This window comes from Pseudomonas abyssi (assembly GCF_002307495.1).
In the GTDB taxonomy this organism is placed as follows: Bacteria; Pseudomonadota; Gammaproteobacteria; order Pseudomonadales; family Pseudomonadaceae; genus Halopseudomonas; species Halopseudomonas abyssi.
Genome location: NZ_NTMR01000043.1, coordinates 1 through 15,346, shown reverse-complemented (window position 1 = coordinate 15,346; position 15,346 = coordinate 1). Strand labels below are relative to the sequence as shown.

Here is a 15,346-nt window from a genome sequence, read left to right as displayed (position 1 = left end):
TCGTACCGTTGGCGCCGGTGTAGTAGCCAAGATCATCGAATAATCGATTGATCTTGAATGGTCGGGCCGGTAGTATTGCCGGCTCGACTGCGATTACAGGCCAGTAGCTCAATTGGCAGAGCGGCGGTCTCCAAAACCGCAGGTTGGGGGTTCGATTCCCTCCTGGCCTGCCAGATTAATATCTGGCTTCCAAAACAGGACTTGAAGATTCATGAGCGCTAAGGCAGAGCTTAACGATAACCGCTTCGATGTGATCAAGTGGGTTGTTGTGGCTTTAATTGTCTCCGTCGGTGTGTTCGGAGATTCCTACTTCTCTGCCGAGCCTGTTTTGTACCGCGCGATCGCGCTGGTTGTTCTGGGTCTGGTGGCGGGCTTTGTCGCGCTACAGACGTCCAAGGGCAAGGCGTTCTGGTCGCTGCTGAAAGAAGCGCGTATCGAAATACGCAAGGTCGTATGGCCTACTCGGCAGGAAACCGCACAAACCACGATGATCGTGGTGGCTGTGGTTCTGGTTATGGCTCTGATTCTCTGGGGTCTGGATAGCCTGCTGGGCTGGATCGTTTCTCAGTTCATTGGTTAAAGGTGCTCCGTGGCTAAGCGTTGGTACGTCGTGCATGCCTATTCGGGCTTCGAAAAGCATGTAATGCGCTCTTTGCAGGAGCGTGTCAAGCTGGCCGGAATGGAAGACGAATTCGGCGAGATTCTGGTCCCCACTGAAGAAGTGGTGGAAATGCGCAACGGTCAGAAGCGCAAGAGTGAGCGCAAGTTCTTCCCGGGTTACGTTCTGGTTCAAATGGAAATGAACGAAGGCACCTGGCACTTGGTGAAAGACACCACGCGCGTACTCGGCTTCATTGGCGGTACGGCTGATAAGCCTGCGCCGATTACCGACCGTGAAGCAGAAGCCATTCTGCGTCGTGTTGCCGATGGCACTGACAAGCCCAAGCCCAAGACGCTGTTCGAGCCGGGCGAAGTGGTTCGCGTTACCGATGGTCCCTTTGCTGACTTCAACGGGGTTGTCGAAGAGGTTAACTATGAGAAAAGCCGAGTTCAGGTGGCGGTTCTCATTTTTGGTCGCCCCACGCCAGTGGAGCTCGAGTTCGGCCAGGTCGAAAAGGGCTGACCTCATCTGATTCCCTGAACCCTGCAGTGCTTATGCGTTGCGGGGTTTTGTTGTCAGTCGGGGAATGTTTTTAAACGGGAAGCCGCAAGGCGCTATTACCCTTCGGAGAAAGACAATGGCAAAGAAGATTCAGGCTTATATCAAGCTGCAAGTCAAGGCCGGTCAGGCTAACCCGAGTCCGCCGGTAGGTCCGGCTCTGGGTCAGCACGGCGTAAACATCATGGAATTCTGCAAGGCGTTCAACGCCAAGACTCAAGGCGTTGAGCCGGGTTTGCCGACGCCTGTGATCATCACTGTATACAGTGACCGCAGCTTCACTTTCGAAACCAAGAGCACGCCCGCAGCCGTTCTGCTGAAAAAAGCAGCCGGTCTGAAGAGCGGTTCTCCGCGTCCGAACAGCCAGAAAGTGGGTACCGTTACCCGCGCTCAGCTGGAAGAGATCGTTAAAGCCAAAGAGGCTGATCTGACTGCTGCTGATCTGGATGCCGCTGTGCGTACCATCGCTGGTTCCGCGCGCAGTATGGGCCTGAATGTGGAGGGTGTGTAATGGCTAAGCTGACCAAGCGTCAAAAGGCAATCGCCGAAAAGGTACAGGCTAACAAGGCTTACACCTTCGAAGAAGCTGCCGCTGTTCTGGCTGAAGTGTCCAACGTCAAGTTCGTTGAGTCCTTCGACGTCGCTGTAAACCTGGGTGTTGACCCGCGTAAATCCGACCAGGTCGTTCGTGGCGCCACGCTGCTGCCCAACGGTACTGGCAAAACGGTACGCGTTGCTGTGTTCACTCAAGGTGCCAACGCAGAAGCCGCTCTGGCTGCCGGCGCTGACAAGGTAGGCATGGACGAGCTGGCTGCCGAAATGAAGGCTGGCGACCTGAACTACGACGTTGTTATCGCTTCTCCGGACGCGATGCGGGTTGTTGGTCAGCTGGGTCAGGTTCTGGGCCCGCGTGGCCTGATGCCGAACCCGAAGGTAGGTACCGTTGCTGCTGACGTTGCTACCGCCGTCAAAAATGCCAAGGCCGGTCAGGTTCGCTACCGTACCGACAAGAACGGCATCATCCATTGCTCTGTTGGCAAGGTCGGCTTCGACGCCGCCGCGCTGAAAGAGAACGTCGAGGCGCTGCTGGCTGACCTGAAAAAGGCCAAGCCGTCCACCTCCAAGGGTGTTTACCTGAAGCGCGTGACCCTGAGCACCACCATGGGTCCGGGCGTACAGATCGATCAGGCTTCCCTGAACATCTGATGGTTCAGGCGTACCGCTCACGCGGTGCGCCTTTCTTATTGGGGTCCCTGCATGCGGGGGCTGTCCAAGACCGTAGGCGGCGAAAGCCTTAAACATGCAAGCCTACGCAGATGGTGCTCCCGATTCAGTGCAGGCTGGATCAGACACCAAAACACGCTGCCCCAAAAGGGCGGTTAATGGTAAATCCAGGAGTAAAACCCGTGGCAATTAAGCTCGAAGACAAAAAGGCCATCGTCGCTGAAGTCAACGAAGCTGCCAAAGGTGCGCTGTCTGCCGTTGTGGCTGATGCCCGCGGCGTGACCGTTGCTGCTATGACTGGTCTCCGCAAAGATGCGCGTGAAGCTGGCGTCTACGTACGTGTTGTACGTAACACCCTGCTGCGCCGCGCGATCGAAGGTACTGATTACGAGTGCCTGAACGAAACCTTTGTGGGTCCGACTCTGATCGCATTTTCCAACGAACATCCGGGCGCTGCTGCTCGTCTGTTCAAGGAATTTGCCAAGGGCCAGGACAAGTTCGAGATCAAAGCAGCTGCGTTCGAAGGCAACTTCCTTGCAGCATCCGAAATCGACAAGCTGGCTTCTCTGCCGACTTACGACGAAGCAATCGCACAGCTGATGAGCGTTATCCAAGGCGCTACCAGCAAGTTCGTTCGTACTCTGGCTGCAGTCCGCGATCAGAAGGAAGCCGAAGCAGCCTGATAGGCGCCTCGCTTGCTTTTAACGCTTTTAATGTTTTGACGGCATCAGCCGTCCCCCAATACAGGAATTTAGAGTCATGGCTCTGACCAACGAAGATATCATCAACGCCGTATCCGAAATGTCCGTAATGCAGGTTGTCGAACTGATCTCCGCCATGGAAGAGAAGTTCGGTGTATCCGCTGCCGCTGCTGTTGCTGCTGGCCCGGCTGCCGGTGCTGCTGCTGCCGCTGAAGAACAGACCGAGTTCGACATCGTTCTGACCGAAGCTGGCGACAAGAAAGTTAACGTCATCAAGGCAGTTCGCGAGCTGACCGGTCTGGGCCTGAAAGAAGCCAAGGCACTGGTTGACGGCGCTCCGGGCACCATCAAAGAAGCCGCTTCCAAGGAAGAGGCCGAAGCTGCCAAGAAGACTCTGGAAGAAGCAGGCGCCAAGGTCGAGCTCAAGTAAGCTCGCCCGACCTTGCGTCGACAATCTGATTTTTCCGGTCAGATTGATGGCTGGTGGCCTGTGTGCCACCGGCCTTTTTCCGTTGTATCGCGCTGATTGGCGCGTACGACGAGGCACTCCAGAGGAGTGAGCAAGACTCAGGGCTTGCACGCATTTTCAGGTTTTCCCGCGCCGCGGGGAGGCCAATCAAGCAGGTGACCAAGCTGGGGAACGCTGATGGCTTACTCATATACTGAGAAAAAACGTATCCGCAAGGACTTTGGCAAACTGCCGCATGTGATGGATGTGCCTTACCTGTTGGCCATTCAGCTGGACTCCTATCGTGAGTTCCTCCAGGCTGAATCTGCTCAGGGTGGCGTCCGTGATATCGGTCTGCACGCGGCCTTCAAATCTGTTTTCCCCATTATCAGCTATTCGGGTAATGCGGCTCTTGAATACGTCGGTTACCGCCTTGGCGACCCGGCTTTCGACGTCAAGGAATGCGTACTGCGGGGCGTGACGTTCGCCGTGCCGCTGCGCGTAAAAGTGCGCCTGATCATCTTTGATCGCGAATCGTCAAACAAGGCGATCAAGGACATCAAGGAGCAAGAAGTCTATATGGGGGAAATCCCCCTGATGACCGAGAACGGTACCTTCGTCATCAACGGTACCGAGCGCGTCATCGTGTCCCAGCTGCACCGCAGCCCGGGTGTGTTCTTTGACCACGACCGTGGCAAGACGCACAGCTCCGGCAAGCTGCTGTACTCCGCTCGCGTGATTCCTTACCGCGGCTCCTGGCTGGACTTCGAGTTTGACCCCAAAGACTGTGTCTTCGTGCGTATCGACCGTCGCCGCAAGCTGCCAGCCAGTGTGCTGCTGCGCGCCCTCGGTTACCAGACCGAAGAAATTCTCGATATGTTCTACGACACCAACGTGTTCGAAGTGCAGGGCGAAAGCCTGATGCTCGAGCTGGTGCCCCAGCGTCTGCGTGGCGAGATCGCTACCTTTGATATCAAGGATGCCAAGGGCAAGGTTATTGTCGAGAAAGGCCGTCGTATTACTGCGCGCCACATCAATCAGCTCGAGAAGGCCGGCATCAACAGCCTGGAAGTGCCGTTCGACTACCTGATTGGCCGTACCATCGCCAAGCCGATCGTGCACCCGGCTACCGGTGAGATCCTGGTTGACTGCAACACCGAAGTCACCGCTGATCTGGTCGCTAAGCTGGCCAAGGCGCAGATCGCGCGTCTGGAAACGCTGTACACCAACGAGATCGACTGCGGTCCGTTCGTGTCCGATACCCTGCGCATCGACAACACCACCACTCAGCTCGAAGCGCTGGTAGAAATCTATCGCATGATGCGCCCGGGCGAGCCGCCGACCAAGGACGCCGCCGAAACGCTGTTCGCCAACCTGTTCTTCAGCAGTGAGCGTTACGACCTGTCCGCCGTTGGCCGCATGAAGTTCAACCGTCGCATCGGTCGCGAAGAGATCGAAGGCGCCGGCGTGCTGAGCAAGGAAGACATCGTCGAAGTACTCAAGACCCTGGTCGACATCCGTAACGGCAAGGGCGTGGTTGACGATATCGACCACCTGGGTAACCGTCGTATCCGCTCCGTTGGCGAGATGGCCGAGAACCAGTTCCGTGTCGGTCTGGTGCGCGTCGAGCGCGCGGTCAAAGAGCGTCTGTCCATGGCCGAAAGCGAAGGCCTGATGCCGCAGGATCTGATCAACGCCAAGCCGGTGGCTGCCGCGGTCAAGGAATTCTTCGGTTCCAGCCAGCTGTCCCAGTTCATGGACCAGAACAACCCGCTGTCCGAGATCACCCACAAGCGCCGTGTGTCGGCTCTTGGCCCGGGCGGTCTGACCCGTGAGCGTGCCGGCTTCGAAGTCCGTGACGTACACCCGACCCACTACGGTCGCGTATGTCCGATTGAGACCCCTGAAGGTCCGAACATTGGTCTGATCAACTCCCTGGCGACCTACGCGCGTACCAACCAGTACGGCTTCCTGGAAAGCCCGTACCGCCGTGTCAAAGACGCCGAAGTGACCGACGAGATCGTCTTCCTGTCGGCCATTGAAGAGGCTGACCACGTCATCGCCCAGGCGAGCGCCAAGGTCGAAGGCGGTAAGCTGGTGGACGATCTGGTGGCCGTCCGTCATATGAACGAATTCACCGTTAAGGCGCCGGAAGACGTCACCCTGATGGACGTATCGCCGCGTCAGGTTGTGTCTGTTGCCGCCTCGCTGATTCCGTTCCTTGAACACGATGACGCCAACCGCGCACTCATGGGCTCGAACATGCAGCGTCAGGCGGTACCGACCCTACGCGCCGAGAAGCCGCTGGTGGGCACCGGCATGGAGCGCAACGTAGCGCGCGACTCCGGTGTGTGTGTGACTGCTCGCCGTGGCGGCGTGATCGACTCCGTCGACGCCAGTCGTATCGTTGTTCGTGTCAACGACGACGAAGTGGAAGCGGGCGAAGCGGGTGTCGATATCTACACCCTGATCAAGTATACCCGTTCCAACCAGAACACCTGCATCAACCAGCGTCCGCTGGTGAAAAAAGGTGACGTGGTTTCTCGCAAGGACATCCTGGCTGACGGTTCTTCCGTCGACATGGGTGAGCTGGCCCTGGGCCAGAACATGCGCGTCGCGTTCATGCCCTGGAACGGCTACAACTTCGAGGACTCCATTCTGGTGTCCGAGCGCGTTGTGCAGGAAGACCGTTTCACTACTATTCACATTCAGGAACTGACCTGTGTGTCCCGTGACACCAAGCTTGGGCCGGAGGAGATCACCTCTGACATCCCGAACGTGGGCGAGGCGGCACTGGGTAAACTGGATGAAGCCGGTATCGTCTACGTGGGCGCCGAAGTGGGCCCGGGCGACATTCTGGTCGGCAAGGTAACGCCCAAGGGCGAAACCCAGCTGACGCCGGAAGAGAAACTGCTGCGTGCGATCTTCGGTGAGAAAGCATCTGACGTGAAGGACACCTCCCTGCGTGTGCCGACCGGCACCAAGGGTACCGTCATCGACGTACAGGTCTTCACCCGTGATGGTGTCGAGCGTGACACTCGCGCCCTGGCCATCGAGAAAGAACAGCTCGACGAGATTCGCAAGGATCTGCAGGAAGAGTTCCGCATCGTTGAAACTGCGACCTTTGAGCGTCTGGCCTCTGCGCTGGACGGCCAGACTGTTGAAGGCGGCGCAGGCCTGAAGAAAGGCACCGCGCTGTCGGCCGACATTCTTGCCGGTATCGAGCGAGGCCAGTGGTTCAAGCTGCGCATGACCGAGGACGCCCTGAACGAGCAGCTCGAGCGCGCCCAGGCGTACCTGGTTGACCGTCGCAAACTGCTCGACGAGAAGTTTGAAGACAAGAAGCGCAAGCTGCAGCAGGGCGATGACCTGGCGCCGGGCGTACTGAAGATCGTCAAGGTCTACCTGGCAATCAAGCGCCGCATCCAGCCGGGTGACAAGATGGCCGGTCGTCACGGTAACAAGGGTGTTATCTCCGTGATCATGCCGATCGAAGACATGCCGCACGATGAGAACGGCACGCCGGTCGACATCGTTCTGAACCCGCTGGGTGTACCGTCGCGTATGAACGTCGGTCAGATCCTTGAAACCCACCTGGGCCTCGCGGCCAAAGGTCTGGGCGAGAAGATCAACCGGATGATGGAAGAACAGCGCAAGATCGCCGAGCTGCGTAGCTTCCTTGACGAGGTCTACAACAAGGTAGGCGGCCGTCAGGAAAGCCTGGACGATCTCAGCGATGCTGAAATCATCGAGCTGGCGAAGAACCTGCGTGGCGGCGTACCCATGGCGACAGCGGTATTTGACGGCGCGGCAGAAACCGAGATCAAGCACATGCTGCGTCTCGCGGACCTGCCGGACAGCGGTCAGATGCGCCTGTACGACGGCCGTACCGGTAACACCTTTGATCGTCCGGTGACCGTCGGCTATATGTACATGCTCAAGCTGAACCACCTGGTAGACGACAAGATGCACGCGCGTTCCACCGGTTCCTACAGCCTGGTTACCCAGCAGCCGCTGGGCGGTAAGGCGCAGTTTGGTGGTCAGCGTTTCGGGGAGATGGAGGTCTGGGCGCTGGAAGCCTACGGCGCTGCCTACACCCTGCAGGAAATGCTGACAGTGAAGTCGGACGACGTGAACGGCCGTACCAAGATGTACAAGAACATCGTGGACGGAGACCACCGCATGGAGGCCGGCATGCCCGAGTCCTTCAACGTACTGGTCAAGGAAATCCGTTCGCTCGGTATCGATATCGAACTGGAATCCGAATAATCACCAACTGCCCACGTCTCGGGCGGCGAGCGCCGCCCTTGAGACACTGCGAGGAGTATAGGCCTTGAAAGACTTATTGAACCTGCTCAAGTCCCAGGGACAGATTGAAGAGTTCGATTCCATTCGAATCGGCTTGGCATCCCCGGAGATGATCCGGTCCTGGTCCTACGGCGAAGTTAAAAAGCCGGAAACCATCAACTACCGTACCTTCAAGCCGGAGCGTGACGGCCTGTTCTGCGCCAAGATCTTTGGCCCGGTGAAGGACTACGAGTGCCTGTGCGGCAAGTACAAGCGCCTCAAGCACCGCGGTGTGATCTGTGAAAAGTGTGGCGTTGAAGTCGCGCTGGCCAAGGTCCGTCGTGAGCGCATGGGTCACATTGAACTGGCTTCGCCGGTGGCTCACATCTGGTTCCTGAAGTCCCTGCCGTCCCGTATCGGCCTGCTGCTGGACATGACCCTGCGTGATATCGAGCGCGTACTCTATTTCGAGAGCTACGTGGTTATCGAGCCGGGCATGACCACCCTTGAAAAGGGTCAGCTGCTGAACGACGAGCAGTACTTTGAAGCGCTGGAAGAGTTCGGTGACGACTTTGACGCCCGCATGGGTGCCGAGGCTGTCTTCGAGCTGCTGACCGCTATGGATCTGTCTCACGAGATCGGCAAGCTGCGCGAAGAAATTCCGCAGACCACCTCGGAAACCAAGATCAAGAAGCTGTCCAAGCGTCTGAAGCTGATGGAAGCCTTTGACGGCTCCGGCAACAAGCCGGAATGGATGGTCATGACCGTTCTGCCGGTTCTGCCGCCGGATCTGCGTCCGCTGGTACCGCTGGATGGCGGCCGCTTTGCGACCTCCGATCTGAACGATCTGTATCGCCGTGTGATCAACCGTAACAACCGTCTGAAGCGTCTGCTTGACCTGTCTGCGCCTGACATCATCGTGCGCAACGAAAAGCGCATGCTGCAGGAGTCGGTTGATGCGCTGCTGGATAACGGTCGCCGTGGCCGTGCCATCACCGGCACCAACAAGCGCCCGCTGAAATCCCTGGCCGACATGATCAAGGGTAAGCAGGGTCGCTTCCGTCAGAACCTGCTTGGTAAGCGCGTTGACTACTCCGGTCGTTCGGTGATCGTGGTAGGTCCGACCCTGCGTCTGCACCAGTGCGGTCTGCCCAAGAAGATGGCGCTGGAGCTGTTCAAGCCGTTCATTTTCGGCAAGCTGGAGCACCGTGGTCTGGCGACCACCATCAAGGCCGCCAAGAAGATGGTTGAACGCGAGCTGCCTGAGGTTTGGGACATCCTGGCTGAAGTCATCCGCGAACACCCGGTTCTGCTGAACCGTGCACCGACCCTGCACCGTCTGGGTATCCAGGCATTCGAGCCGGTGCTGATCGAAGGTAAGGCAATTCAGCTGCACCCGCTGGTCTGTGCGGCCTACAACGCCGACTTTGACGGTGACCAAATGGCTGTACACGTTCCGCTGACCCTTGAGGCCCAGCTGGAAGCGCGTGCACTGATGATGTCCACCAACAACATCCTGTCGCCGGCATCGGGCGAGCCGATCATCGTTCCGTCCCAGGACGTGGTACTGGGTCTGTATTATATGACCCGTACTCGTATCAACGCCCGCGGCGAAGGCATGGCCTTCTCCAACGTCAACGAAGTTGAGATGGCGTACCGCAGCGGTCAGGTTGAACTGCACGCGATGGTCAAGGTGCGTATCACCGAAACCGTCAAGCACAAGGACGACAGCTGGACCACGGAAACCCGTATCGTCGACACCACTGTCGGCCGTGCGCTGCTGTTCCAGGTGCTGCCCAAAGGTCTGCCCTATGAAATGGTCGACCAGCCGCTGAAGAAGAAAGCGATCTCCAAGCTGATCAACCAGTGCTACCGCGTGGTGGGTCTGAAGGAAACCGTGATCTTCGCTGACCAGCTGATGTACACCGGTTTCGCCTACTCCACCATCTCGGGTGCGTCCATTGGTGTGAACGACTTCGTCATCCCGGATGAGAAGGCGCGCATCATTGATGAGGCGACCGAGGAAGTGAAGGAAATCGAAGACCAGTACGCCTCCGGTCTGGTAACCCAGGGCGAGAAGTACAACAAGGTCATCGACTTGTGGTCCAAGGCCAACGATGAAATCTCCAAGGCCATGATGGACAACCTCAAGAGCACGCGTGTTATTGACCGCGAAGGCAACGAGGTGGACCAGGAGTCCTTCAACTCCATGTACATGATGGCTGACTCCGGTGCGCGGGGTTCCGCTGCCCAGATTCGTCAGCTGGCCGGTATGCGTGGTCTGATGGCGAAGCCGGACGGCTCCATCATCGAAACGCCGATCACCGCGAACTTCCGTGAAGGTCTGAACGTACTCCAGTACTTCATCTCCACTCACGGTGCGCGTAAGGGTCTGGCCGATACCGCACTGAAAACCGCCAACTCCGGTTACCTGACCCGTCGTCTGGTTGACGTCGCGCAGGATCTGGTTATTACCGAAACCGATTGCGGCACCGACAACGGCCTGCTGATGTCGCCGCACATTGAAGGTGGTGACATCGTTGAGCCGCTGGGTGAGCGCGTGCTGGGCCGTGTGGTTGCCCGCGACGTGCTGAAACCGGGTGGTGACGAGACCATCGTGCCGGCCGGTACCCTGATCGACGAGAAGTGGGTCGAGTTCCTGGAAAAGAACAGCGTCGATGAAGTCATCGTGCGCTCGCCGATTACCTGTGACACCCACTACGGTGTGTGTGCGACCTGTTATGGTCGTGACCTCGCCCGTGGCCACCTGATCAACATCGGTGAAGCGGTCGGTGTTATCGCTGCTCAGTCGATTGGTGAGCCGGGTACCCAGCTGACCATGCGTACGTTCCACATCGGTGGTGCGGCGAGCCGGACTTCCGCTGCCGACAGCGTACAGGTCAAGAACGGCGGCACCATCCGTCTGCATAACTTGAAGCACGTTGAGCGTGCCGACGGCGCACTGGTTGCGGTTTCCCGTTCCGGTGAGCTGGCGGTTGCTGATGAGTTCGGTCGTGAGCGTGAGCGCTATAAGCTGCCCTACGGTGCGGTCATTTCCATCAAGGAAGGTGACAAGGTTGATGCCGGCGCCATCGTGGCCAAGTGGGATCCGCACACGCACCCGATCGTGACCGAGATTTCCGGTACCGTTGCCTTCTTCGGTATGGACGAAGGTATCACCATCAAGCGTACCGCTGACGAACTGACCGGTCTGACCAACATTGAGGTCATGGACCCGAAAGATCGTCCGGCTGCCGGCAAGGACATCCGTCCGGCGGTGAAGCTGGTAGACGAGAACGGCAAAGAGCTCCTGCTGCCGGGTACCGACGTGCCGGCACAGTACTTCCTGCCGGCCAACGCGCTGGTCAACCTGTCCGATGGCGCCAAGGTGAACGTGGGTGACGTTGTTGCACGTATCCCGCAGGAAACCTCGAAGACTCGCGACATCACCGGTGGTCTGCCGCGTGTTGCCGACCTGTTCGAAGCGCGTCGTCCGAAGGAGCCGTCCATTCTGGCGGAGATCAGTGGCACCATCTCCTTCGGTAAAGAGACTAAAGGTAAGCGTCGTCTGGTTATTACCCCGACCGATGGCAGCGATCCGTACGAGGAGCTGATTCCGAAGTGGCGTCACCTGAACGTGTTCGAGGGTGAGCAGGTTACCAAGGGTGAGGTTATCTCCGACGGTCCGAGCAACCCGCACGATATCCTGCGTCTGCTGGGTGTCAGCGCGCTGGCCAAGTACATCGTCAACGAGATTCAGGACGTTTACCGTCTGCAGGGCGTGAAGATCAACGACAAGCACATCGAGGTGACTATTCGCCAGATGCTGCGCAAGGTCGAAATCACCGAGTCCGGCGACTCCAGCTTCATCAAGGGCGATCAGGTAGAGCTGACCCAGGTGCTGGAAGAAAACGCCGAGCTGAGTGGCCAGGACAAATTCCCGGCCAAGTACGATCGCGTCCTGCTGGGTATCACCAAGGCGTCGCTGTCGACCGAGTCCTTCATTTCCGCGGCCTCCTTCCAGGAGACCACCCGCGTACTGACCGAGGCGGCCGTTACCGGCAAGCGCGATCAGCTGCGTGGTCTGAAGGAAAACGTGGTCGTCGGTCGTCTGATCCCGGCCGGTACTGGTCTGGCTTACCACGCCGAGCGCAAGCGTCAGCGTCAAGCCGACAAGCCGGTCAAAGTCAGCGCGAGTGAAGTTGAACAGGCCCTGTCTGATGCACTGAACTCAAGCGAAGGCTGATAGGTGGCCCGGCCCGCAAGGGCCGGGCGCCTTGACGACAGGGTGCGGTCTCTATATGATCTCGTACCCCTAAAATTGGCGGGGCACTTCGTCCTGCCATTTTTTATTAACGTATGTCATTCCGACATCAGTGGAGTTTGCTAGATGGCAACAATCAACCAGCTGGTTCGCAAGCCGCGCAAGCGCGTTGCTGAAAAGAGCGACGTGCCGGCCCTGCAGAACTGCCCGCAGCGTCGTGGTGTGTGCACTCGCGTGTATACCACTACGCCGAAGAAGCCGAACTCGGCTCTGCGTAAAGTCTGCCGTGTTCGTCTGACCAACGGCTACGAAGTTTCTTCCTACATCGGTGGTGAAGGCCACAACCTGCAAGAGCACAGCGTCGTTCTGATTCGCGGCGGCCGTGTAAAAGACTTGCCGGGTGTGCGTTACCACACTGTTCGCGGTTCTCTGGACACCTCCGGTGTTAAAGATCGTAAGCAGGGTCGTTCCAAGTACGGCGCCAAGCGTCCGAAGTAATACCGAATTCAATTTACCTGTGTCGATAAGAGTAAGGTCGGGCGTAACCAGATCGTTACAGTCCCGGGCTAACCTGAAGACCGTTTGAGGGCTTATCATGCCAAGACGTCGTGTAGCGGCAAAACGTGAGATCCTGCCAGAACCTAAGTACGGCAGCCAGATTCTCGCGAAATTCATGAACCACGTAATGGAAAGCGGCAAGAAGTCCACTGCCGAGCGCATTGTTTACGGCGCGCTGGACAAGCTGAAAGAGCGCACCAAGGCCGAAGATCCGGTTGAGCTGTTCGAAAAGGCTCTGGACGCGATCGCTCCGCTCGTGGAAGTTAAATCTCGCCGTGTAGGTGGTGCCACCTACCAGGTTCCGGTTGAAGTGCGTCCCTCCCGTCGCAACGCTCTGGCGATGCGCTGGCTGGTTGATGCTGCCCGTAAGCGTGGCGAGAAGTCCATGGCTCTGCGCCTGGCCGGTGAGCTGGCTGATGCCGCTGACGGCAAGGGTGCCGCTGTTAAGAAGCGTGAAGACGTCCACCGTATGGCTGAAGCCAACAAGGCGTTCTCTCACTACCGCTTCTAAACGGCTCAGGAGACTATTGTGGCTCGTACAACCCCGATCAATCTGTACCGTAATATTGGTATCTGCGCGCACGTTGATGCGGGCAAGACCACGACGACGGAGCGGATCCTGTTTTATACAGGCGTGAACCACAAGATGGGCGAAGTCCATGATGGCGCTGCCACCATGGACTGGATGGCGCAGGAGCAGGAGCGTGGTATTACCATTACTTCTGCTGCTACCACCGCCTTCTGGCAGGGTTCCGAGAAGCAGTACGACAAGCATCGCGTCAATATCATCGACACCCCCGGTCACGTTGACTTCACGATTGAGGTTGAGCGTTCGCTGCGGGTGCTTGACGGTGCGGTCGTGGTGTTCTGTGGTACGTCGGGCGTCGAGCCGCAATCCGAGACCGTTTGGCGTCAGGCCAACAAGTATGGCGTCCCGCGTATCGTCTATGTAAACAAGATGGATCGTCAGGGCGCCAACTTCCTGCGCGTGGTCGAGCAGATCAAAAAGCGTCTTGGTCATACGCCCGTGCCCGTGCAGTTGGCCATCGGTGCTGAAGAAAACTTCATGGGGCAGATTGATCTGCTGCGCATGAAGGCGATTCGTTGGAATGACGAAGATCAGGGTATGAGCTTTGTTGAGGAAGAGATTCCTGCCGAGCTGCTTGATCAGGCCAACGAGTATCGCGAGAAGATGGTCGAGGCGGCTGCAGAAGCCAACGAAGACCTGATGAACAAATACCTTGAGGAGGGCGAGCTCTCCATCGAGGATATCAAGGCGGGGTTGCGTCAGCGTACCCTGGCTTGTGAGATTGTCCCGGCCGTTTGCGGGTCGTCCTTCAAGAACAAGGGCGTGCCGCTGGTGCTGGATGCGGTGATCGACTTCCTGCCTGCGCCGGATCAGGTCGTCGCGATCAAGGGTGTGCACCCGAATGACGAAGAGCGCGTGGACGAGCGTCATGCTGATGATGCCGAGCCCTTTGCTGCGCTGGCGTTCAAGATCGCAACCGACCCCTTTGTCGGTACGCTGACCTTTGCTCGTGTGTATTCCGGGGTTCTGTCTTCGGGTGATGCGGTGCTGAACTCGGTCAAGGGCAAGAAGGAGCGCGTTGGTCGCATGGTTCAGATGCACGCCAACTCCCGCGAAGAGATCAAGGAAGTGCGCGCTGGTGACATCGCCGCGCTGATCGGCATGAAAGATGTGACGACAGGGGACACCCTGTGTGCCATCGACAAGCCGATCATTCTTGAGCGCATGGAGTTTCCTGAGCCGGTTATCTCGGTGGCTGTCGAGCCGAGAACCAAGGCTGACCAGGAAAAGATGGGTATCGCGCTGGGCAAGTTGGCGCAGGAGGATCCGTCCTTCCGTGTGCGTACCGATGAGGAGTCGGGTCAGACCATCATCTCCGGGATGGGTGAGCTGCACCTGGATATTATCGTCGATCGCATGAAGCGCGAGTTCAGCGTCGAGGCCAATATCGGTAAGCCGCAAGTGGCCTATCGTGAGGCGATCCGCAACAAGTGTGAAATCGAAGGCAAGTTTGTACGTCAGTCCGGCGGTCGTGGTCAGTACGGTCACGTCTGGGTTCGCTTTGAGCCGGCCGAGGGCAACGAAGAGAAGCTTGAATTCGTTAATGAAATTGTCGGTGGTGTGGTTCCGCGCGAATACATCCCGGCTATCCAGAAGGGTATCGAGGAGCAGATGCAGAACGGCGTGCTCGCCGGCTATCCGCTGCTTGGCCTTAAGGCAACCGTCTATGATGGTTCCTATCATGATGTCGACTCGAACGAAATGGCGTTCAAGATTGCTGCCTCCATGGCCACCAAGCAGTTGGCCCAGAAGGGCGGTGCCGTTTTGCTCGAGCCGATGATGAAAGTCGAAGTTGTCACCCCTGAAGATTACATGGGTGACGTAATGGGCGACTTGAACCGTCGTCGCGGCCTGGTCCAGGGTATGGAAGACTCTCCTTCCGGTAAGGTGATCCGCGCTGAGGTTCCGCTTGGTGAAATGTTCGGTTACGCCACGGATGTTCGCTCCATGTCCCAGGGACGTGCGAGCTACTCCATGGAGTTTTCGAGATACGCCGAGGCACCCATGAACATCGCCGAAGCAATCATCAAGAAGCAAGGCTAACTTGAACCTAGGCTAATTAAAGAGGTTATCAACCGTGGCTAAAGAAAAATTTGAACGTAGCAAACCGCACCTG

At 57.9% G+C, this 15,346-nt stretch carries 11 protein-coding genes and 1 tRNA gene; all 12 read left to right on the top strand.

The genetic code is table 11. The features are described from left to right. The first annotated feature begins 97 nt into the window (after window positions 1-97). The 12 genes from CNQ84_RS19780 to fusA all read left to right on the top strand — a co-directional run bounded on the left by CNQ84_RS19780 (window position 98) and on the right by fusA (window position 15,273). A tRNA-Trp gene (locus tag CNQ84_RS19780) sits at window positions 98-173 on the top strand. 38 nt (window positions 174-211) lie between these two features. Then, complete coding sequence (gene secE, locus CNQ84_RS19775) at window positions 212-580, top strand: preprotein translocase subunit SecE (protein WP_096006480.1); 369 nt, start codon at window positions 212-214, stop codon at window positions 578-580. Between the two features lie 9 nt (window positions 581-589). Further along, the gene (gene nusG / locus CNQ84_RS19770; protein ID WP_096006479.1) at window positions 590-1,123 is read left to right on the top strand and encodes a transcription termination/antitermination protein NusG; all 534 of its coding nucleotides are present in this window, start codon (window positions 590-592) and stop codon (window positions 1,121-1,123) included. 115 nt (window positions 1,124-1,238) lie between these two features. Further along, window positions 1,239-1,670, top strand: a complete 432-nt coding sequence (gene rplK / locus CNQ84_RS19765; RefSeq protein ID WP_083729004.1) for a 50S ribosomal protein L11 — start codon at window positions 1,239-1,241, stop codon at window positions 1,668-1,670. Next, window positions 1,670-2,365: a 50S ribosomal protein L1 gene (gene rplA / locus CNQ84_RS19760; RefSeq protein WP_096006478.1), complete on the top strand. Its 696-nt coding sequence runs from the start codon at window positions 1,670-1,672 to the stop codon at window positions 2,363-2,365. Before rplK ends, rplA begins: the two co-directional genes overlap by 1 nt. Before the next feature lie 200 nt (window positions 2,366-2,565). After that, a complete protein-coding gene (gene rplJ / locus CNQ84_RS19755; RefSeq protein WP_096006477.1) occupies window positions 2,566-3,066 on the top strand; it encodes a 50S ribosomal protein L10 in 501 nt (166 codons plus the stop codon). A gap of 76 nt (window positions 3,067-3,142) precedes the next feature. Then, a complete protein-coding gene (rplL, locus tag CNQ84_RS19750) occupies window positions 3,143-3,514 on the top strand; it encodes a 50S ribosomal protein L7/L12 (protein ID WP_096006476.1) in 372 nt (123 codons plus the stop codon). A 216-nt stretch (window positions 3,515-3,730) separates the two neighbouring features. Beyond that, window positions 3,731-7,801: a DNA-directed RNA polymerase subunit beta gene (gene rpoB, locus CNQ84_RS19745; RefSeq protein ID WP_096006475.1), complete on the top strand. Its 4,071-nt coding sequence runs from the start codon at window positions 3,731-3,733 to the stop codon at window positions 7,799-7,801. Window positions 7,802-7,865: 64 nt separating this feature from the next. Continuing rightward, the gene (gene rpoC / locus CNQ84_RS19740) at window positions 7,866-12,065 is read left to right on the top strand and encodes a DNA-directed RNA polymerase subunit beta' (protein ID WP_096006474.1); all 4,200 of its coding nucleotides are present in this window, start codon (window positions 7,866-7,868) and stop codon (window positions 12,063-12,065) included. 144 nt (window positions 12,066-12,209) lie between these two features. Continuing rightward, a complete protein-coding gene (gene rpsL / locus CNQ84_RS19735) occupies window positions 12,210-12,581 on the top strand; it encodes a 30S ribosomal protein S12 (protein ID WP_080048726.1) in 372 nt (123 codons plus the stop codon). 97 nt (window positions 12,582-12,678) lie between these two features. Continuing rightward, on the top strand, window positions 12,679-13,152 hold the full coding sequence (rpsG, locus tag CNQ84_RS19730) for a 30S ribosomal protein S7 (RefSeq protein ID WP_096006473.1): 474 nt from the start codon (window positions 12,679-12,681) through the stop codon (window positions 13,150-13,152). Between the two features lie 18 nt (window positions 13,153-13,170). Beyond that, a complete protein-coding gene (gene fusA / locus CNQ84_RS19725) occupies window positions 13,171-15,273 on the top strand; it encodes an elongation factor G (protein ID WP_096006472.1) in 2,103 nt (700 codons plus the stop codon). Window positions 15,274-15,346: the final 73 nt, after the last annotated feature.

Coding starts and splice junctions, on each gene's coding strand:
- rplA (WP_096006478.1), top strand. CDS start 1,670: ATGGCTAAGCTGACCAAGCGTCAAAAGGCAATCGCCGAAAAGGTACAG.
- rpoB (WP_096006475.1), top strand. CDS start 3,731: ATGGCTTACTCATATACTGAGAAAAAACGTATCCGCAAGGACTTTGGC.
- rpsG (WP_096006473.1), top strand. CDS start 12,679: ATGCCAAGACGTCGTGTAGCGGCAAAACGTGAGATCCTGCCAGAACCT.
- rplK (WP_083729004.1), top strand. CDS start 1,239: ATGGCAAAGAAGATTCAGGCTTATATCAAGCTGCAAGTCAAGGCCGGT.
- secE (WP_096006480.1), top strand. CDS start 212: ATGAGCGCTAAGGCAGAGCTTAACGATAACCGCTTCGATGTGATCAAG.
- rplL (WP_096006476.1), top strand. CDS start 3,143: ATGGCTCTGACCAACGAAGATATCATCAACGCCGTATCCGAAATGTCC.
- rpsL (WP_080048726.1), top strand. CDS start 12,210: ATGGCAACAATCAACCAGCTGGTTCGCAAGCCGCGCAAGCGCGTTGCT.